General features: G+C 42.1%; 23 protein-coding genes. 2 read left to right on the forward strand and 21 right to left on the reverse strand.

Features of this window, described 5'->3' with window-relative positions; all coding sequences use genetic code 11:
• Positions 1-52 precede the first annotated feature (52 nt).
• The 11 genes from glyA to prfA form a co-directional block, all read right to left on the reverse strand.
• The gene (gene glyA / locus FBF75_RS08055) at positions 53-1,300 is read right to left on the reverse strand and encodes a serine hydroxymethyltransferase (RefSeq protein ID WP_024718755.1); all 1,248 of its coding nucleotides are present in this window, start codon (positions 1,298-1,300) and stop codon (positions 53-55) included.
• Between the two features lie 177 nt (positions 1,301-1,477).
• Positions 1,478-2,017: a TIGR01440 family protein gene (locus FBF75_RS08060; RefSeq protein ID WP_136944605.1), complete on the reverse strand. Its 540-nt coding sequence runs from the start codon at positions 2,015-2,017 to the stop codon at positions 1,478-1,480.
• Positions 2,018-2,029: 12 nt separating this feature from the next.
• Positions 2,030-2,479 (reverse strand): ribose 5-phosphate isomerase B, encoded by a 450-nt coding sequence (rpiB, locus tag FBF75_RS08065; protein ID WP_025208132.1) that lies wholly within the window; start codon positions 2,477-2,479, stop codon positions 2,030-2,032.
• Between the two features lie 141 nt (positions 2,480-2,620).
• Positions 2,621-3,079, reverse strand: a complete 459-nt coding sequence (locus FBF75_RS08070; protein ID WP_017360042.1) for a low molecular weight protein arginine phosphatase — start codon at positions 3,077-3,079, stop codon at positions 2,621-2,623.
• Positions 3,080-3,142: 63 nt separating this feature from the next.
• Positions 3,143-3,697, reverse strand: coding sequence for a manganese efflux pump MntP (locus FBF75_RS08075; protein WP_025208133.1), 555 nt, complete (start codon positions 3,695-3,697; stop codon positions 3,143-3,145).
• Positions 3,698-3,757: 60 nt separating this feature from the next.
• Complete coding sequence (locus tag FBF75_RS08080) at positions 3,758-4,810, reverse strand: L-threonylcarbamoyladenylate synthase (RefSeq protein ID WP_024718758.1); 1,053 nt, start codon at positions 4,808-4,810, stop codon at positions 3,758-3,760.
• Positions 4,811-4,971: 161 nt separating this feature from the next.
• Complete coding sequence (locus FBF75_RS08085; RefSeq protein ID WP_136944606.1) at positions 4,972-5,415, reverse strand: GNAT family N-acetyltransferase; 444 nt, start codon at positions 5,413-5,415, stop codon at positions 4,972-4,974.
• Between the two features lie 63 nt (positions 5,416-5,478).
• A complete protein-coding gene (gene spoIIR, locus FBF75_RS08090; RefSeq protein WP_007497652.1) occupies positions 5,479-6,129 on the reverse strand; it encodes a stage II sporulation protein R in 651 nt (216 codons plus the stop codon).
• A 163-nt stretch (positions 6,130-6,292) separates the two neighbouring features.
• The gene (locus FBF75_RS08095) at positions 6,293-6,772 is read right to left on the reverse strand and encodes a hypothetical protein (RefSeq protein WP_019743247.1); all 480 of its coding nucleotides are present in this window, start codon (positions 6,770-6,772) and stop codon (positions 6,293-6,295) included.
• 137 nt (positions 6,773-6,909) lie between these two features.
• On the reverse strand, positions 6,910-7,797 hold the full coding sequence (prmC, locus tag FBF75_RS08100) for a peptide chain release factor N(5)-glutamine methyltransferase (protein WP_058213509.1): 888 nt from the start codon (positions 7,795-7,797) through the stop codon (positions 6,910-6,912).
• Positions 7,787-8,854, reverse strand: a complete 1,068-nt coding sequence (gene prfA / locus FBF75_RS08105; RefSeq protein WP_008343422.1) for a peptide chain release factor 1 — start codon at positions 8,852-8,854, stop codon at positions 7,787-7,789. Before prfA ends, prmC begins: the two co-directional genes overlap by 11 nt.
• A 210-nt stretch (positions 8,855-9,064) precedes the next feature.
• On the opposite strand from prfA, the gene racA reads away from it, so the two are divergent.
• On the forward strand, positions 9,065-9,616 hold the full coding sequence (gene racA / locus FBF75_RS08110; RefSeq protein ID WP_056704212.1) for a chromosome-anchoring protein RacA: 552 nt from the start codon (positions 9,065-9,067) through the stop codon (positions 9,614-9,616).
• A gap of 35 nt (positions 9,617-9,651) precedes the next feature.
• On the opposite strand, the gene FBF75_RS08115 is transcribed toward racA, so the two are convergent.
• The 10 genes from FBF75_RS08115 to FBF75_RS08160 form a co-directional block, all read right to left on the reverse strand.
• Positions 9,652-10,608 carry an AEC family transporter gene (locus tag FBF75_RS08115; RefSeq protein WP_007497662.1) on the reverse strand — a complete coding sequence of 319 codons (957 nt, stop codon included), beginning with the start codon at positions 10,606-10,608 and terminating at the stop codon, positions 9,652-9,654.
• A 91-nt stretch (positions 10,609-10,699) separates the two neighbouring features.
• Positions 10,700-12,400 (reverse strand): oxaloacetate-decarboxylating malate dehydrogenase, encoded by a 1,701-nt coding sequence (gene malS / locus FBF75_RS08120; protein ID WP_136944607.1) that lies wholly within the window; start codon positions 12,398-12,400, stop codon positions 10,700-10,702.
• 279 nt (positions 12,401-12,679) lie between these two features.
• Complete coding sequence (locus tag FBF75_RS08125; protein ID WP_007497666.1) at positions 12,680-13,282, reverse strand: thymidine kinase; 603 nt, start codon at positions 13,280-13,282, stop codon at positions 12,680-12,682.
• A gap of 87 nt (positions 13,283-13,369) precedes the next feature.
• Entirely contained in the window at positions 13,370-13,570 is a 201-nt protein-coding gene (rpmE, locus tag FBF75_RS08130) for a 50S ribosomal protein L31 (RefSeq protein ID WP_003215407.1), read from the reverse strand.
• 130 nt (positions 13,571-13,700) lie between these two features.
• Positions 13,701-14,984: a transcription termination factor Rho gene (rho, locus tag FBF75_RS08135; protein WP_007497667.1), complete on the reverse strand. Its 1,284-nt coding sequence runs from the start codon at positions 14,982-14,984 to the stop codon at positions 13,701-13,703.
• Positions 14,985-15,349: 365 nt separating this feature from the next.
• Positions 15,350-16,315, reverse strand: a complete 966-nt coding sequence (glpX, locus tag FBF75_RS08140) for a class II fructose-bisphosphatase (RefSeq protein ID WP_007497670.1) — start codon at positions 16,313-16,315, stop codon at positions 15,350-15,352.
• 32 nt (positions 16,316-16,347) lie between these two features.
• Positions 16,348-17,637, reverse strand: coding sequence for a UDP-N-acetylglucosamine 1-carboxyvinyltransferase (locus FBF75_RS08145; protein WP_017360051.1), 1,290 nt, complete (start codon positions 17,635-17,637; stop codon positions 16,348-16,350).
• 246 nt (positions 17,638-17,883) lie between these two features.
• The gene (gene fsa / locus FBF75_RS08150; RefSeq protein WP_003215343.1) at positions 17,884-18,522 is read right to left on the reverse strand and encodes a fructose-6-phosphate aldolase; all 639 of its coding nucleotides are present in this window, start codon (positions 18,520-18,522) and stop codon (positions 17,884-17,886) included.
• A 111-nt stretch (positions 18,523-18,633) separates the two neighbouring features.
• Entirely contained in the window at positions 18,634-19,491 is an 858-nt protein-coding gene (locus FBF75_RS08155) for a class II fructose-bisphosphate aldolase (protein ID WP_007497678.1), read from the reverse strand.
• Between the two features lie 178 nt (positions 19,492-19,669).
• On the reverse strand, positions 19,670-20,044 hold the full coding sequence (locus tag FBF75_RS08160) for a response regulator (protein WP_003214681.1): 375 nt from the start codon (positions 20,042-20,044) through the stop codon (positions 19,670-19,672).
• Between the two features lie 180 nt (positions 20,045-20,224).
• Between FBF75_RS08160 and FBF75_RS08165 the strand changes: the two genes are divergently transcribed.
• Positions 20,225-20,755, forward strand: coding sequence for a DUF2529 domain-containing protein (locus FBF75_RS08165; protein WP_136944608.1), 531 nt, complete (start codon positions 20,225-20,227; stop codon positions 20,753-20,755).
• Positions 20,756-20,762 lie beyond the last annotated feature (7 nt).

Raw genomic sequence — 20,762 nt, forward strand, 5'->3', positions numbered from 1 at the left:
AAATCCTACAAAAAAAACCCACATGCCAAAAATAGGCAAATGGGTCTGCATCTTAATAATCTAATTCTTGATATAGAGGGAAACGAGCTGTCAGATCAGATACACGCTTTTTCGCCTCTTCTAATTTCGCTTCATCTTCATGATGTTTCAGAGCAAGCGCAATAATGGAACCGACTTCTTTCATCGCTTCTTGATCGAAGCCACGGCTTGTCACTGCTGCTGTACCTACACGTACACCACTTGTAACAAATGGTTTCTCTGGATCATATGGAATTGCATTTTTGTTCACCGTGATACCAATTTCATCAAGAACGTTTTCTGCAATTTTTCCTGTAATGCCAAGAGAGCGCAAGTCGATGAGAACAAGATGGTTATCTGTTCCACCAGATACAAGCTGAATATCCTCAGATAAAAGTGTTTCAGCTAGTTGTTTTGCGTTATCAATCACGTTTTGTGCATATGTTTTGAAATCTCCGTTCAATACTTCACCGAAAGAAACAGCTTTTGCAGAGATCACATGCATGAGTGGTCCACCTTGAATACCAGGGAAGATCGATTTGTCGATCTTTTTACCAAACTCTTCACGGCATAGAATCATTCCGCCGCGAGGTCCGCGCAATGTTTTGTGAGTTGTCGTTGTCACAAAATCAGCGTAAGGAACTGGATTTGGATGAAGACCTGCTGCAACAAGACCCGCGATGTGAGCCATGTCCACCATAAAGTAAGCACCGACTTCATCGGCAATTTCACGGAACTTTTTGAAATCAATTTGACGTGGGTAAGCACTTGCCCCCGCTACGATTAGTTTCGGCTTATGCTCACGTGCTTTTTCAAGTACATCTTGGTAGTCGATATGTTGTGTTTCTTTATCTACACCGTATTCTACAAAGTTGTACTGTACGCCGCTAAAGTTTACAGGGCTTCCATGTGTTAAATGCCCGCCATGTGATAAGTTCATGCCTAGCACTGTATCGCCATGCTCAAGGATTGTAAAGTATACGGCCATATTCGCTTGAGCTCCTGAGTGAGGCTGTACGTTCACATACTCAGCGCCAAAAATTTCTTTTGCGCGGTCACGTGCGATATCTTCTACAACGTCTACATGTTCACAGCCGCCATAGTAGCGTTTACCAGGGTAACCTTCTGCATATTTGTTTGTTAAGACAGAGCCCTGTGCTTCCATGACTGCTTCGCTTACGAAGTTTTCTGATGCAATTAATTCGATTTTGTCCTGCTGGCGTTTCCGCTCTAGTTGAATTGCTTTGAATACTTGTGCGTCTTGCTCAGGTAAATGTTTCATCAGCGAAATCCTCTCCAATCTATTTCCATTCGATGTTTTCACCATCTCATTGTACACGGTTTTTGAGTAAAATGTAAAAGTTTTTTTTGGAAAATCGACTTCTTTTTTATGAAAACCCGAATATTCAAAGGGTGAAGCGTCTTCATCATTCAACATTATATTAGAAATATATCCGAACTATGATCTTGTATAAACGGCTCGTTCTCCGCCAATCAGCTTTGGACGAGTTTTTGCAAACGTCACATGTGCTTGTCCTAATTGATGACGGCTGAGACGGACCGGTACGGCTACCCGCTTTAAGTGCATGCCGATGAATGTATCACCGATATCAATCCCTGCATGTGCTGAAATGGATTCAACCAGCACAGGGTGTTCCATTTGCTGATACGCATGCGCCGCCATAGAACCACCCGCCTGACGGACAGGTACAGCCGCTACAATTTCTAAGTTAAGCCGGTACGCCACCTCTTCTTCCACAACGAGGGCACGATTCAAATGCTCGCAGCATTGGAAGGCCAATTCAATTCCTGTCTCGCGTCTCAGTTGATCGAGCTCTTGATAAATAGCTTCAGCAATTTGCTCACTTCCCGCTGTCCCAATGTGCTCGCCAGCCACTTCTGATGTACTGCAGCCAATTACTAAAATGTGGCCGGCTCGCAGTTCAACTGTTTGATGAAACTCTTTTAACATCTCAAGCCAATCTTGACTAATGTTCATGTTAAGCGCTCCTTACAGGTGCTTTTCTTCGTAATCAGCGATTTTACCAATCCGCACAGCATGACGTCCTGCAGTAAAATCCGTTGTCAGCCAAATGTGAGCAATCTCTCTTGCCAATCCTGGTCCAATGACTCGTTCTCCCATCGCAAGAACATTTGTATCGTTATGTTCTCTCGTCGCCTTTGCACTGAATGTATCATGCGCCAGTGCACAGCGGATGCCTTTCACTTTGTTTGCTGAAATGCTCATACCGATACCTGTCCCGCAAATCAAAATGCCTCGATCGACTTCCCCGTTTGCCACCATATTGGCTACAGGAAAAGCATAGTCAGGGTAGTCTACAGAACCTGATCCACATTCACAACCCATATCAATGTATTCAATCTTTAATTCATCCATTAGTTGTTTGATTTCTTCACGAATATTCGTTCCGCCGTGATCGGATGCAATGGCTACTTTCATCGGGCAATTCCTCCTAAGGGTGAGTTAATCTGTCATGTCTTACATTCATTCTTTATTTACAGTTATATTTTAACCTCTACCTAGTCATTTGCAAACAAAAGCAGAAAAACCGTTTGCGCAACGGTTTTACAGGTTGTCCATTTATGAGGATTTGTGATCCTGTTTAAGCTTTTTAGCAAGTTGATACAATAGCGTTTCTAGTTCATCTCGTGTCTCCTGATAAATGGAGAGACTCCCTCCAAATGGATCCGACACGTCACCTTCTGATCCTGTCGCAAATTCTTTTAGAGTGAAGACCTTGTCTTTCACATGAGCATATTGCTCCACAATCAACTGCTTATGCTGAATCGTCATGGTGAAGACATAATCTGCTTCATGAAGAAGTTCTTCTGTTAGTTTAGACGACGAGTGATTCAGTGGAATGCTTTTCTCAAATAATGCTTCGACTGCTTGAGGAGAAGCCTTCCCTGCATCAGAGGCGAAGATGCCCGCTGATTTTACAGTGACCTGTAAGCCTTTTTCATCTGCAATGGAGGAAAAAAGGGCTTGAGCCATCGGACTTCTGCAGGTATTTCCCGTACAAACAAATAAGATATTCATCTTTCGACCTCCTTTTCTTCTATTATATAGCATTTCATTCTACATGTTATGTAAGGAGACTGGCTAGAGCGGAAATAATAATTTGATTCCAAAGGCTAGTAAAATCAATCCGCCAAGCGCACCGCTGTATGAACCTACCCATGACCGAACCTGTTTACCGAGTAATAATCCAAGCCATGTGAGCATCATACTAAAAAAGCCAAACAATAAAATGGTCATCAACACCCGAGAACCGTAAATCCCCAGGCTTAAGCCAACGGAAAAACTATCTAAACTCACACTTGTTGCAAAAAGAACGAGACCGGCCCCAACAGGTGCGATAAATGGCTTATCTTCTTTTCGGATAGAAGCGATGATCATTTGCAGACCCAGCACCAAAAGCAGCGCCCCGCCTATATAGGTTGCTAGGAGCCCAAGCCAACCAGATAAAAGCTGACCTGTTAGCATGCCAAAAAGAGGCATAAACATATGAAATATCCCAATGACAAGTCCAATATAAAGGATCTGGCGGAATCTCAGCTGAATCATCCCCATGCCGAGTCCAACCGAAAAGGCATCCATTCCAAGTGCAAAAGCCATGATACTGAGTGTCAGCAATTCGCCAGCTAGTTCATTCATGTAAATCCCCCTTGGACACGCATTCTCCTTTAACCTATGTTTGTCCAAGAGAGGTTAGAACTATTTGAATGAAGAGAGGGTACGCCCTCCTGCCGCTTTTTGCAGACGGTTCATGATCGCAGAACCAACTCCCTGCTCTGAGAAGGCTTCTGAAATGATCAAGTCTACATCCGTTTCATCAAATTGTCTCAGCACACGATATAAGTTTGCCGCAACCGTTTCAGGCTTTTCTCTCCATCCACAGCTAAAGATAACATCTGCCGCAAACCATTCCTTCTTTTCTTCTGTTGTCAGCACACCTACTTTTAGCCCTTCAGCTCGGTACTTCTGAATGTGCAGCTGCATGTCTTCATCACTTCCATGAAATATATACATTTGTGCTTCAGGTGCATAATGTGTGTATTTCATTCCCGGCGATACTGGCGCCTCATCCTTTTTCGTCAACCCTGGATCCGTGTTGACCGTTCCTACGACCTCTTCTAACGCTTCTTTTGTAATACCGCCCGGCCTTAAGATCACTGGAATCTCGTCTACACAGGATACAACCGTTGACTCCACGCCAATACCTGTTGAACCACCATCGACAATGCCAGCAATTTTCCCATCAAGATCACTTGCGACATGATCCGCAAGTGTCGGCGACGGTTTTCCCGAACGGTTGGCACTAGGCGCGGCAATTGGTAGACCAGCTGCTCTGATGAGTTCAAGCGCAACAGGATGATCAGGCATTCTTACGCCTACTGTCGTTAAACCTGCCGTCACCTGCTTTGATAATGTGCCCGGCTTACAAGGTAGAACAATGGTAAGAGCGCCTGGCCAAAAGGCATCCATCAGCGCTGTTACTTTTTCATTTTCTATTTGCGCAAATTCATGAAGCTGTTGAACGTCCGCAATGTGAACAATCAACGGATTATCACTTGGGCGTCCTTTCGCTTCATAAATTTTCTTCACAGCCTCTGTCTCTTTTGCATTTGCCCCTAGTCCATAAACCGTTTCTGTCGGAAAAGCGACCACTTCATTCTGCCGCAACAACAGAGCTGCTTGTTCAATTTGTGGATAGTATGTGGATAAATCCTTTTTTAAATCCACAGACCACCTTTTTGTATTTAACATCATACAAACTCCTTTTAAAAAAGATAAAACTGTTGATATATCTCAATTATCCTTTTGAAAGTATAAAAGATGATGCTAAATAAAACAAGCGTTGTCCACAATTTGTGGATAACGCTTGTTTTACAGTGGATAAGTATGTGAATAAGTCCGGTGTTATGTGATTAACTCGCTGTTTTTTGCAGCACAACCGCCTGCTCTTTTCCCAACGACTCTTTTGCATGCTCAGATACCCACACACTTTCTGGGATTTCCTCTATAGGCGTAAAGCCCATCAGCGCTAAAAAATCATGCGAAGAGGAGTGATTGGCTACAACATAAAAGGTGTCCACACCTTGCTTTCCCCCTAGCGTTTGAACACTTTGGAACAGAGAAACGATATGCCCCTGACCAAGTTTATCTGATATCACAAGTGATCTTAGCAATCCTTCTTGTTCATTTAGTCGTTCAAGACCTAAACAGCCTGCAAGCTCACCGTCTGCATCTTCCATGACCACAAATGACGTACGCTCTGCAATCGTCACCCCGCCTTTTGCTTGGCCTTTTTCAAGAAAAGCATTAATGGCCGGGGCATCTTCTTCTGTCGCTATTCTTAATTGATAATACATGCTTTCACCTCTTTTTGTTCTCTTACTTCAACTCTATGAGGCAAAAACAGATTTAGACCTTTTTTAAGAGAAAAGACTAGAGACCCATTCGAACAGAAAGAATTTCACTTCACCCGTCTCTTCTTCTTTTACCACTTCATTGACAGATTCATTTGATGGCTCTGCGGCTACCTGCTCTTTATCATCTCCTTCTGGTGAGGCGATCGCTTCTCCGTTTGAAAAATCGATAAAGCAGAGCGGTGGGAATAACACACACCACCAATTGGCTCCGTCTCCTTCCCCTAACGTAATCAAAATGGCTTCATATTTCCCAGCAGGATAAACAAAGTTGCCATATAGCTTTGTTGGAAATGAGGCTTTTTGAAAGCTGACCGATACGGATTGATCAATGTGTTGTTCCTTTAATTTTGCTTTGGCAATACGATTGATGTCTGGAAGCTTTGAACGAATCACACGTCTGGCTTCTTCAATGGATGTGAGGTCTTTCACCCACTCCGTTATATTGGCATTGACCTCATCTCGAATACTTCGTTTCACATCTTGATCTGCCGACCGGTCACTGTTGGCTAAAATGCGTAAACGAATGGCTTCATCTGGAATCACAACAGGCTGATTGGCAGAAGCAGCCGCCGTCTCCTCTTTTCCAAGGTTTGCAAAAGCACCACATAATAATAGAAACATATAAAGACAAATCATCATTTTACTTTTGAACATGATGTGTTCCCCCCACTTTTTCTCTTCGCTACAAACATTGTGTCCAGGAAACGCATCTCGTAAACAGCAAAAATGATTTTTTTAATAGATTATGAGTAAAAAACAACTACATGAGGTGAGCGAATCAATGTTTTTTCTGCATGCAAAAAAGCCATTCAACAACTTATGAACGGCTTTTTAGTGAGGATTGGTAATCGGAAGGGTACAGTCTTCCATCCCAATCTCGGCTGATTTTTAATCCCGAATCTGTTTTGATAACTGTCATTGCACCTTTTTTCTCAATTTCCTTTTTGACCTTTCCTTTATGGTCAATAAATTGAATGATCATTTCATAGTCAAATTCAATCCTGTCATCGCTTTCATCTGAAGGTGTAAACGTAATTTTTTTCAGTTTAATTTGACAATCTTGATCTTTTGCTGCTTCTAATACACTTGGAAACATACTGTCTTCTGTATATTCTTGATATTCATGCTCGGTTAAATAATCCTTCAACTTCTCCTTCATGTCAGATAGGTCATCCGTCCGATTCACTGTGTATTGTGCTTTTTTATAGTTTTCCCCAAATGCTGCTGCTTCTTTTTTAAAGCTCGGTTTACCGCAAGCACTCACAATCAATAGTACACTGACGATGACCAACACCATCGTATACCTTCTGTTCACACCATTCGCTCCTTCAAAACAAATTTATGTAAAAAATCATGATCAGAATGTTCATTCTTCTATATATACGTTTCCCTTTTACCATAAGTTTCATCTTTACATAATAAAATAGTCCGACTTTATTCAGCCGGACTTCCGTTTTGAATGTGTACGCAAACCGCTCGATCCTTTCCGTTGATGTCCTTGATGATATGAACATCAGCTGAAGGGAACGCCTGCAAAAGAAGCGCTTTTACATCTTGTGCTTGTGTATGTCCTATTTCAAGGACAACCACTGCTTGCTGATGAAGTACCTTGTGGAGATCACAGGCGATACGCTCATAAAACCACAGGCCATCACGCCCATCTGTCAGCGCATTGACAGGTTCATGCTTTGTGACAACCTCTGATAAACCATCCATTTCTTCTGCCGCAATATAAGGAGGATTGGAAATAAACACATCGACTTTGATGCCTTGAGCCATAATCGGTTCAAGTAAATCCCCTTGGACAAAATGAACGTCTGCACCAAGCGCTTCTTGATTTCGCTTTGCTACTTCAAGTGCTTCATGTGAAATATCCGTCGCTGTCACAGTGAGAGATTCTTTTTCAAGAGCTAACGTAATCGCAATTGCACCGCTACCTGTTCCTACATCAACAGCTTTGAGCGGCTGATCATTAGGAAACACACGATTCATCATATTCAATGCCGCCAGCACCACTTCCTCCGTTTCAGGACGAGGAATCAGAACGTGTTTGTTTACCTCAAAAGGACGCCCATAAAAAAATTCAACACCCGTTAAATGCTGCACAGGCACTCCACGCTTGTGCTGTGTGACGAACTTGCTGAATTGTGAATCTAGCTCCTCTGGCAGTGGATCATGAAAACTGGCAAGAAGTTCACTTCTGCTCCATCCAAGCACATGCATCAACATTAACTCTGCTGCATTTTGGTCTCTGCCCGCTTCCGTTAACAAAGAAGAAGCCCATTTAAGGGCTTCAAAGATCGTTCGCTCTTTATTTTGCATTTTGAAGTTTTCTTGCTTGGTCTTCCATAATTAATGCATCAATGACCTCGTCAAGTTTTCCTTCTAAAATTTGATCAAGCTTTTGAATCGTCAATCCGATACGGTGGTCCGTCACGCGGTTTTGTGGGAAATTGTACGTACGGATACGCTCTGAACGATCCCCTGTTCCAACAGCAGATTTACGGGTTTGATCATATTCAGCTTGTGCTTCACGCTGGAATTTATCATAAATTCTCGCACGCAAAACTTTCATCGCTTTTTCTTTGTTTTTGATTTGTGATTTCTCATCCTGACAGGAAACCACTACACCGGTTGGAAGGTGAGTCAAACGAACAGCAGACATTGTGGTATTAACACTTTGTCCCCCTGGTCCGCTTGATGCGAATGTATCCACACGAATATCTTTTTCGTGGATATCAATTTCAACTTCCTCAGCCTCTGGTAATACAGCAACTGTCGCTGTTGATGTATGAATACGGCCGCCTGACTCAGTTTCAGGAACACGCTGCACGCGGTGTGCACCGTTTTCAAACTTTAGTTTAGAATATGCACCTTTACCGCTAATCATAAAGATGATCTCCTTATAACCGCCAGTTCCAGTGACACTCGCTTCCATGACCTCCGTTTTCCAGCCTTGCATTTCAGCATAACGGCTGTACATACGGTACAGGTTTCCTGCAAACAGCGCAGCCTCTTCTCCGCCCGCTGCACCACGAACCTCCACAATAACGTTTTTATCGTCATTCGGATCTTTCGGGATGAGCAAGATTTTCAGCTCGTCTTCTAAACGTTCTGTTTCCTCTGTGAGCTCTGAAATTTCTTCCTTGACCATGTCGCGCATATCGGCATCGAGCTTATCTTCCAGCATGGCTTTCGCATCACTTAGCTGATCATATGCCGCACGATATTGTCTATATACCTCAACAGTTTCTTGAATATCAGATTGTTCCTTCGAATATTCACGAAGCTTCTTAGGGTCGTTCACCACTTCAGGGTCACTTAAATATTCATTTAGCTTTTCATAGCGTTCTTCAATTGATTTTAAACGGTCTAACATGGTCTTCACCTCTGTTTTGTGCGTAACAGTCTAATTATAGTATAGCGGGGTATGACAGTCAAAAAAATTTCCAAAACAATTGATTTTCTGCAATTTTTCACTAGAAAACACGATCTTTGGCGATTGGTTACTTGTTTTGTCTAACGTGAAGGAACGGATGCTCACGAAAGAGAATGGTACTTGTAATTGAAAAAAGGGAGGGCAATTGGTTTGAATACAAATGAGGTTGCAAAGGAAATTGGTGTATCTTCAAAAACCATTCAGCGCTGGGTCAAACAGCTCAACATCCCTGTCGCCCGGAATGAACTTGGACATTACGAATTTCATGATGACATTGTCCAGCTGCTCAAAGAGGTCCAACACCAAATGAACGAAGGTGTGATTCTCCATGACATTAGACTGCCGATCCATGAAGAAACCGCCCAGCAATTATCACCTACTGTAGAAACTTCTGACTCATCAAAACGGATAGAAGCCTTAGAAGAACAAGTGAAACAGCTCCTTCAAGAGCAATCACATGTCAGTCATATTGAAGCCCGTTTCCAAGAAATAGAACGGAAACTCGCTAAGAAAGCAGATGAAGGCGTTTCCTACCAGCTCCTCCAGCACAGAAGAGAAATTGAAGAATTAACTGCAAAATTAGAACGCCTCACAGCCACATTGACAAAACCAAAACCATCAAAAGAAGAAGAAAAGGAAAAGGCACACCCCGACATGAAAAAAAAGCGTGTGCTCTTCCCTCTGTTTCATTCATTTCGCTAAGAAAGGCTGCCTAACGAGGCAGCCTTTCTACTATATTATACGGTAAGTGCAATAATGATCGGTAATGTAATGAGTGACATGATTGCACTGATCACAAATGCCGATGCTGTTTCTGCTTCCTGTTTCTCAAATCGAGTGGCGATCATGGCCGCAACAGCTGAACCTGGGAAGGCAACAAGCAATACAGCTTTTGTAATTTCATCCGCCGAAAGACCCATAAGAATGGCGATAAAATACATAAGTAACGGTTGTACAGCTACTTTGAGCAATGCGATACTGAAAGCTGGTAAGCTCAGTTTAATTTTGCGGATACCGACTGTGACACCGACTGCAAAGAGCGCAACCCCTGATGTCACACTTCCAATTTCCTCTAGCATTTCATGTCCGATTTCAGGAAGTTTAAATCCTAAAAGAACAAGAATGATACTTGCTAACGGTGCAAGCGCAAGCGGCTCAGATAAACCGTGCAAAATCGCTTTCGTCGTCATTTTTAGGAAACTTTCGCCGTCTTTGGCTTTTCCTTTTGTTTTTTCACCGACAGTTGACACAATAATAGCAATTGGATCAAGCAATGCATTTACAACTATTCCGGTAATAGCAATCGGAATTGCAACTTCTTGAGCCCCAAATAAACTGCCCAAGACCGGAATCCCCATAAATGCAAAGGTCGGTTGTGCTGAGTTTAATGAGAAAACAGATGAATCTGTTAAATCATATTTAAAAGCAAATTTCGTAACTAAAAGGATAATGATATAAAAGCCTACGATTCCGAGAATCAATGCAACGAAAAATGGAATTTGACTATAGAATTTATCTTTTGGTGTTGACAGAATGCTGGCGATAAAGTGCGCTGGTAAAGCATACTTTGTAACAAGTGTACTTACACCTTTTGCAGATTTAGCGTCATAGCTGCCGAAGTTCCCTGCGAACCAACCCAGCGCGATAACGAAAAAAATCGGTGCTAGGAGGATCAAAATATTTAAAAAGTCCATCTTACTATTCCTCCTTGAATCCTTTACATGTTTCTTATTTTATAGCGGCATTGCTTACATTACCCGAAACAATGCCGCGTTACACATTTTATTATGCTCTTACAATTTTTTTATATTCAGGAATCCACATAGCATCTTTCACAGCTTGTTCGATGTTGTCAGGTGTTCTTCTTGCGACACCATCTTTAATTGCTGCTTTTGCCACTTCAATAGCTACTTTGATAGAAACTTCTTGTAACTTATCAATGCTTGGAAGTAGACCAGCACCTGGTTTATCATGATCAACCATTTCAGCAATCGCATCCGCTGAAGCAACGAACATGCCTTTTGTGATGATTTTTGATTCCGTTACGATTGAACCAAGACCAAGTCCAGGGAAAACGAACGCATTGTTTGATTGTCCGATTTCATGTTCAATTCCGTTATACTCGACATTTTCGAATGGGCTTCCAGTTGCAACAAGCGCACGACCGTCTGTCCATTTGAATAGATCTTCCGGTACTGCTTCAGCAAGTGGTGTTGGGTTAGACATCGGCATGATCACTGGACGCTCTGTATGAGCTGCGATTTCTTTAATAATTTCTTCAGTGAATGCGCCGCCTTGACCTGATGTACCAATAAGAATAGTTGGCTTCACCTTGCGAACAGCTTCAGCAAATGAGATTTGTCCTTTTTCATCACGAGCCCAGCCTTCTACTTCATCAGAAGAACGAAGGTATGGTTTTTGGAAATCAAGCACTTCATCTTCAAACTGATCTGTTAGCAATCCTCTGTAGTCTAACGTCCAGAATGCATTGTTTGCTTCTTCTTCACTTAGACCTTCAAGAACCATTGTGTCACGCATTTGATCGGCGATTCCGATTCCAGCTGATCCAGCTCCGAAAATCATCACACGGTGATCTTTCAATTGAGTACCAGTTTTCTTGACAGCTGCAAGAACACCCGCTAAAGTAATGGCACCAGTACCTTGGATATCATCATTAAATGTTAAGATGTTGTCGTTGTATTTTTTCATGATGTTACGCGCATTTTTGTTTCCAAGGTCTTCCCAGTGAAGCAATGCTTTCGGGAAGAATTTAAGTGCTGCTTTGACATACGCATCAATGAACTCTTCGTATTTTTCACCTTGTACACGTTTGTGGTGGTTCCCGATGTACAATGGATCATTTAATAATTTCTCATTGTTAGTTCCAACATCTAATACAACTGGAATGACGCGGCTTGGATCAATCCCTGCTGCAGCCGTGTAAACAGCTAATTTACCAATTGCGATGTTGATACCACCAACACCCCAGTCACCAATTCCAAGAATACTCTCAGAGTCAGTTGCTACGATGAGGTCGATGTCGCCTGCTGTTGCATGTAAGTTTTCAAATGCTTTCTCAATACCGTCAATGTTGTCGATTGAAAGGTAGACACCATGAGGTCTTCTGTATTCATGGCTGTATTCTTGAATCGCTTCACCAACAGTTGGTGTGTAAACAACAGGAAGCATTTCACGAAGCTTGTCCGTTAGAAGCTTATAGAATAATACTTCGTTACGGTTTTGCAAATCACTTAAGTATACGTTTTGACGAAGACGATCTGGCTGAGCTAGAAATTGTTTGTATGCTCTCTCTGCTTGCTGTTCTAAAGTCAGAACAGTTGGAGGAAGTAATCCTTCTAGTCCAAGCTCTTGTCTTTCTTCTTCAGAGAAAGCAACGCCTTTGTTCAACGTTGGAATCGATAATACATCTTTACCTGTCAAAGTGGTTTCGAGGTACCCTTCTTTTGTTTTCTTCACGTTGTTCATCAAAAACTACCCTCTTTCTAAAATATAAATAAAGTGAACTATTAATACAAAGAACGATCAAGGAGAAAAATCCTTAATCAAAAAAATTATGACAAGAAATCGAACTTTTCGTTTAAATGCTTTACACTACAGTTAGTCATTTTATGCCTGCTTATACCAAAACGCAAGCGTTGAAAATTAGATAATTTTTTCGTAGCGTTATTTAATTTATTTAAGTACAAATGATGGGTGTTCAGCCAAAAACTCGAAAAACGAAACACAGCGGCATTTGCTATTTTTTTAATTGTCAAGTGTTGTACCAACATCTAGTTTTGGTACTTCATGGTGATGTCTGCATCGTGCTTCGTATGATTCCTGCGCACCTACTAAAATAATGGGATCATCATAGGATGCGGGTTTACCGTCGATCAAGCGTTGTGTTCTACTCGCTGGGGAGCCGCATACCGAACAAACTGCTTGAAGTTTTGTTACAAGCTCTGCACATGCCATTAAATGTGGAACAACACCAAATGGCTCTCCTCTGAAGTCTTGATCAAGGCCTGCAACAATGACTCGGTAGCCTTTATCAGCCAACTGAGTGACAATATCAATGATTGTCTCATCAAAAAATTGCACCTCATCAATGCCAATGACATCGGTTCGTTCTGATATGTGCGTTATTATGTCTTTTGGTGAGGTTACTGCAATCCCATCGACGGATGAACCGTTATGTGACACAACTGAGCTTGTGCTATACCGGTTATCAATCGCTGGTTTGAATATTTTTACTTCTTGTTTGGCAAAGGTGGCTCTTTTGGCTCTCCGAATCAATTCTTCCGACTTTCCAGAAAACATACTTCCGCAGATGACTTCAAGCCAACCGCTTTGTTTCATCACATACATAAGGTCTTCTCCCCCGTTTTAAAGTTCCATCAATCCACGTAAAAAAACAGGCAAGAACGGATTCCTGCCTGTTTATTGTATCTATTATTACTTAAGACCGTATTTTTTGTTAAAGCGGTCAACACGTCCATCAGCAGAAGCGAATTTTTGACGGCCTGTATAGAAAGGATGGCACTCAGAGCAAATCTCGATGCGTACCTCTTCTTTTACTGATCCAGTTTCAAACTCATTTCCACAAGCGCATTTGACTGTAGCTTTTTTGTAGTTAGGATGAATTCCTGTTTTCATCTACTGTCATCTCCTTCCGCCCTGAATCCAATTCGGAAACAGAGTTAATATCTCAGAATAAATTCTGAAACGCACATGATAAAATTATAACAGTGTGAGTCTATGATTGCAAATGTATTTTTTCAGGAAGCTATCTTCTTGATGCAGACATATTTGCTTGTTTCCACTCTTGCGTTAAAATATCGAAAAATTCTTGGTTTGTCTTTGTTTTTCTCATTTTGCGCATGAATTTCTCAGCGAAATCAGGTGTATCTGACATTGATTTTCTCATCGCCCATAGACGATCAAGATGTTCTTTAGGCACAAGCAGTTCTTCTTTTCTTGTACCGGAACGACGAATGTCGATGGCTGGGAAAATTCTTCTTTCTGCAAGAGAACGATCTAAATGGAGCTCCATGTTTCCTGTTCCTTTAAACTCTTCATAAATCACATCATCCATACGCGACCCCGTATCAACAAGTGCAGTAGCTAAAATGGTCAAGCTCCCACCTTCTTCGATGTTACGCGCAGCACCAAAGAAGCGTTTTGGACGGTGGAAAGCCGCTGGATCAATACCGCCGGAAAGCGTTCGACCGCTTGGCGGGATGACAAGGTTGTATGCACGAGCAAGCCTTGTGATGCTGTCCATTAAGATGATGACATCTTTTTTATGTTCAACTAGACGCATCGCACGCTCTAATACAAGCTCTGCTACTTTAATGTGGTTTTCCGGTACTTCGTCAAAGGTTGAGCTAACGACATCCCCTGCAACAGAACGTTCGATATCTGTTACTTCCTCTGGACGTTCGTCAATAAGAAGAACAATCAGTTCTGCCTCTGGATGATTTTCAGAGATGCTGTTGGCAATTTCTTTGAGCAAAATGGTTTTCCCAGCCTTAGGCGGTGCAACAATTAAACCACGTTGCCCAAACCCAACTGGCGCCATCATATCCATAATTCTAGTAGACAGGTGATTAGGCTGTGTTTCAAGAATCATTTGACGATCAGGGAATAGCGGCGTGAGTGCAGGAAAGTGAACACGTTCCTTAGCTGATTCTGGGTCGTCCCCATTTACCGCTTCGACATGAAGGAGGCCATAGTAGCGTTCATTCTCTTTTGGAGGTCGTACCTTTCCAGACACCTTATCACCATTTCTTAAATCAAAGCGTCTGATTTGTGAAGCTGAAATATAAATGTCTTCAGAACTTGGGGAGTAGTTAATTGGTCTTAAGAAACCAAATCCCTCTGACTGAATAATTTCTAGAACCCCTTCCATAAATAAGAGATCCTCTTGCTCAGCATTCGCCTTTAAGATGGCAAAAATTAATTCTTTTTTTGTTAGTTTGCTGTAATAAGAGATTTTGTACTTTTTTGCTAACTCATACAGCTCTTTTAATTTCATATTTTCCAAAGATGAAATCGAAACATCTTTCAATATGGACACCACACTTTTCTAGTCAATGTATTTCATTACAAATGCATGACCATTGTATTTGATTAGCTTTTAATTCCGTTTTTGTTGGAATGACCTCGCTCTCATGGTAACGCTCCCACTCGTTTTATCGTAAAGATAGGAACAATGTGAAATTGAGCTTTGTCAACATAGAGAAGGATAATGAGTATATCGTCATGATGCGGCAGTATTTAAACTTGTTGAAGCTTAAAAAGAAGTAAATTCGCAGAAAATTTCGCAGCACTCTTTAGTTTTACCTCATTTGCAGGGAATATTCAACTTTAAAAAGAAAATGATATATATTTGACACCTATATGAAAAGCGGGTAAAGAATACCCGCTTTCATATTACGGACGAATGACAAGATTCGGTTTTTTCTTTAAACTGTGTCTGCCATCGACGAATCGAACAGTACCTGATTTCGCACGCATGACAACACTATGTGTTGTTCCAACAGAGCCTTTAAATTGAACACCTTTTAATAGCTCGCCATCTGTTACACCTGTCGCTGCAAAAATGGCGTCATCGCCTTTCACGAGGTCTTCCATTCTGAGGACTTTTCCAACATCCAGCCCCATTTTCTCACAGCGTCTCAGCTCTTCTTCACTTTGTGGAAGAAGCTTACCGTGGATTTCTCCACCAAGTGCTTTTAACGCAACAGCAGAAAGGACACCTTCAGGCGCTCCACCTGAACCAAATAGAATATCAACACCTGTGTGATCAAATGCTGTATTAATGGCTCCTGCAACGTCACCATCATCGATCAGCTTGATTCTTGCTCCAGCTTCTCTCAGCTCAGCAATGATCTTTTCATGTCGCTCTCTGTTTAAAATTGTCGCAACAACATCTTCAATATCTTTGTTCTTTGCTTTTGCAACAGCACGAAGATTGTCAATGACAGGCGCTTCAATGTCGATGCAGCCTACCGCTTCTGGACCTACTGCGATCTTATCCATGTACATATCAGGTGCATTCAGCAAGTTGCCATGATCTGCAACAGCGATAACAGCTAAAGCATTCCAGCCGCCGCTTGCTACAATATTTGTTCCTTCCAATGGATCAACAGCGACATCCACGCGAGGTCCATATCCGTTTCCAAGCTTTTCCCCAATATAAAGCATTGGCGCTTCGTCCATTTCTCCCTCGCCGATGACCACAGTTCCCTTCATCGGAATCGTATCAAATACATCACGCATGGCACTTGTTGCAGCATCATCCGCTTCGTCTTTTAAACCTCTACCCATCCAACGAGCAGATTTTAATGCAGCTGCTTCTGTCACCCGTACTAGTTCCATCGATAAACTTCTTTCCATTTTTGTCCAAATCTCCTCTCACAGTCAAAGCCTTATGAATTTTGAAGTTCTTCTATTTCTTGGTCACTCAGCTTTTCACGCCAGATGGTTGCACCCAAGCCTTCAAGCTTCTCCTCAAGCATACTATATCCTCTGTCTATATGTTCAAGCCCTGTGATTTCGGTCACACCGTCTGCCATTAACCCTGCAACAACGAGACAAGCACCTGCTCGCAGATCACTTGCTTTGACCTTTGCACCTTGAAGCTGCGTTTGACCTGTAATAATGGCAGATCTTCCTTCCACCTTCATATTAGCACCCATTCGACGCAATTCGTCAATGTGTTTAAAGCGGGCAGAGTAAATGGTATCTGTCACGACACTCGTGCCTTTCGCTTTTGTTAACAAAGCCGTCATCGGCTGTTGAAGATCGGTCGGAAAGCCCGGATACACAAGGGTTTTGATATCGACAGGCTTGAGTCCTTCATTTCTGCCAACGATCAGCATTTGATCGTTGCTTGTTTCAATTGTGAACCCCATCTCTCTAAGTTTCGCCGTAATTGATTCTAAATGAGTTGGGATCACATTATCAAGCACAACTTCATCCCCCATCGCTGCACCTGCAATTAAAAATGTACCTGCTTCTATGCGGTCAGGGATGATGGAATGCCTGCAACCATGGAGAGATTCCACACCTTCGATCCGAATCACATCCGTCCCCGCACCTTTGATTTTAGCTCCCATGCTTGCAAGCAGTGTCGCTACATCAATAATTTCGGGTTCTTTTGCGGCATTTTCAATCACTGTTTTCCCTTCAGCCAGCACGGCTGCCAGCATGATGTTGATGGTCGCACCTACACTGACAACATCAAGATAAATTCGGGCTCCGACTAATTTTTCAGCGCGCAAATAAATCGCACCCTGTTCGTTTGTCACCTCGGCTCCAAGTGCTTCAAAGCCTTTGATATGCTGATCGATCGGTCTAGGTCCTAAGTGACATCCCCCTGGCAACCCAATGACAGCCTGCTTGAATCTACCGAGCATGGCGCCCATTAAATAATAGGATGCTCGTAGTTTCTTCACTTTCCCATTAGGAAGCGGCATACTGATCATGGAGGTAGGATTGACAACCATCTCACCTTTTTCAAACGTGACCTTTCCGCCAATCTCTTCTAACAGATCTCGTAATGTGTCAATATCTGAAATATGCGGAAGGCCTTCAATGGTTACTGGAGAATCAGCGAGAATCGTGGCAGGAATCAGTGCCACAGCACTATTTTTCGCACCACTAATATGTACGGTCCCGCGCAAGGGGTCACCGCCGGCAATGTTTAACTTTTCCATATTTGTCTCCCTTCTTAAAGAAGATCACTGTTGGAGTTATACTGTTTGTGGATGTCGCGCTTTAAAAGGTCTTGTCCAAAATTTAGCCAATATCAAGAGAAAGAATACAGGTTAAACGAAATTTGTCGGAAGAAAAATAATCGAAGCTTTGCGAGGCTGTGATGTTCTCTTCTTTGCACAAAACATTTCTTAGCGTATTTAAGGAAAACTGCGGCAAACGGATGCGTATCCGTCTGCCACAATCACTTATTTATTCCAGTCTGCTAAAAATTGCTCAATGCCTGCATCCGTTAATGGGTGTTTTGTCAGCTGCTTGATGACTTTCAGCGGCATTGTGCCGATATGAGCACCTCTAAGCGCAGCTTCTGTCACATGCTGCGGGTGACGAATGGATGCAGCAATGATTTGTGTATCTAATCCATGAACATCAAAAATGGTTTTCACTTCACTAATGAGATCAAGACCATTTTGGCCAATGTCATCTAAGCGGCCGAGGAATGGAGAGACATACGTCGCACCAGCTCTAGCTGCAAGAAGTGCCTGGTTTGCACTAAAAATCAACGTGACGTTTGTTTTAATCCCAAGGTCTGTTAACGCTTTGACCGCTTTAAGACCGTCTGTTGTCATTGGGATTTTAACTGTAATATTTGGTGCAATAGCAGCAAGCTCTTTTCCTTCTTCGATCATTTCTTCTGCTTTGAGGGAAATGACTTCCGCACTAACTGAACCTGATACCACGTCAGTGATTTCACGAAGGCGGTCGTGGAACGATACGTCCTTTTCTTTCGCTACTAAACTAGGGTTTGTTGTCACGCCTGCTAAAATGCCAAGCTCGTGTGCCTCTTTGATGTCTGCGATATTCGCTGTGTCTACGAAAAATAACATAACTGTGCCACTCTCCTATCAATAAATTGTCTGAAATGTAAATTTGATTGCGCTTTCTCAAGATATGGAGAAAACCGCCTGTGACTCAGGCGGCTTTCGGTTCTCATCAAATTATGCTTGGTTAGAAGAACCAAATTCACGCATTTTGCCGATAACAGTCGCTTTAATTGCGTCACGAGCTGGTCCAAGATATTTACGTGGATCATACTCTTCTGTTTTTGCAGCAAGTGTTTCGCGAACTGCTTTCGCAGAAGCAATTTGGTTTTCAGTGTTTACATTGATTTTTGCTGTACCAAGTGAAATCGCACGCTTGATGTCAGCAGTTGGGATACCTGTTCCGCCGTGAAGAACAAGTGGAAGTCCAGTTGTTTTACCAATCTCTTCCATTTCAGCGAAACCAAGGTTTGGTTCACCTTTGTATGGACCATGAACTGAACCTAGTGCAGGCGCAAGGCAGTCAATACCAGTACGTTCTACAAGCTCTTGGCACTCTTTTGGATCAGCATAAATAACGCCCTCAGCGATGACGTCGTCTTCTTGTCCACCAACAGTTCCAAGCTCAGCTTCTACAGATACACCGTGGAAATGTGCAAGCTCAACTACTTTTGCAGTTGTCGCTACGTTCTCATCAAATGGATGGTGAGAAGCATCAATCATCACAGAAGTAAATCCTGCATGAATGGCTTTTGCACAAGATTCAAAGCTTGAACCGTGATCTAAATGAATCGCAACAGGAACTGTTACATTATATTCTTCGATTAACGCTTTTACCATTGCGACAACTGTTTTGAAGCCGCCCATGTAGCGTCCTGCTCCTTCAGATACTCCTAAGATAACTGGAGATTTCTCTTCTTCAGCAGCTTGTAAAATCGCTTGCGTGAATTCTAAGTTATTTAAGTTAAACTGTCCAACAGCGTAACCTTTTTCCTTTGCGTCTTTCAACATTTCTGTCATTGAAACTAAAGGCATGATGAAAAATCCTCCCTATGTAGCTAATTTGCTTACTAAAAAAAGCTCTCCACCCTAGCATGACCAGAATTTCTCGCCATATGTAAACTTTCAAAGTCAGATCGCTTTCTTCTTCTTATCTAGAATACCAATTATTCGACAAATCGGCAACAGAATGACTTGATTCAATCATTTCCATCTAGCCATTTGTTTCGAGCGGCAAGTATTCTTTGACCGCATCACGGATTTCATCAATATCAAATGGTTTAGCAAAATGCGTTAATGCACCGAGCTCTTTAGACTCTTGAATCATATCTAGTTCGCCATAAGCTGTCATAATGATCACGCGGATGTCTTCATCAATTAATTTCATGCGTTTTAAAATCTCAATGCCATCCATTCCGGGAATCTTCATATCAAGCAGGACGAGATTTGGTCTATGGTTTTTCACAATATCTAATGCCTGCAGTCCGTTAGCGGCTTGAAAGGTTTGATAGCCTTCTTTATGAAACACTTCATTTAGCAATATTCTAATACCGTACTGATCATCGACAATTAAAATTTTCTCATTCATCTGTTACACCCCATTGCTTTCATTTTTCGCCATAAAAAGAGCTGTTGTTAAATAATTCTGTTTGATTTTCACATTTCCTTTAATTATAATAGTTTACTTTACGACATTTTCTGAGCATTTTTCCTAATATTCTCTTTATATTCTATTATAAAATGATCTGACAGAAGGAGGAAATGAGTCTTGTTAAAAATTTTCACTACCCAATTATCAGGTATTTTTTCACGTATTGGAGATAAACAGGCCGAAGCGATCGAAGACGGTGCACGCCTTCTTGCTCAGGCCGTTGTCAGTGGCCATGCCGTGTATTTTCATGGCAAGAATGAACTGGCGGCTGTAGCCTTAGAGGCATCCGAGAGCAAAGAGCCGTTTCCGGGTGCGAAGGTTCTGCCGCTGGATCAAAAGGAGCGCAGCTTACTTCATCCAAGTGACAGGGTGCTTTTATTTTATTCAGATCCAGAAGATCAAGAGATTCAATCCCTTGTCAAAGAGCTGCACGAACAAGGTACACCTATTGTCGGTGTCGGCCCTGCACAAAAGGAGACGTCATTCATTGAAGAGCATTGTGATGTCCACATTGATTTTCAGCTCAAAAAACCACTTGTGCCTGCAGAAGATGGAACAAGGTTCGGCTATCCTGCACTGATAACCTGCTTATATGTCTACCATGCTCTATCGTTTACTGTGAAAGAAATCGTTGAGGAATATGAATAAAAAAACT

The organism is Bacillus sp. S2(2019) (genome assembly GCF_005144805.1).
Lineage (GTDB): Bacteria > Bacillota > Bacilli > Bacillales > Bacillaceae > Bacillus > Bacillus altitudinis.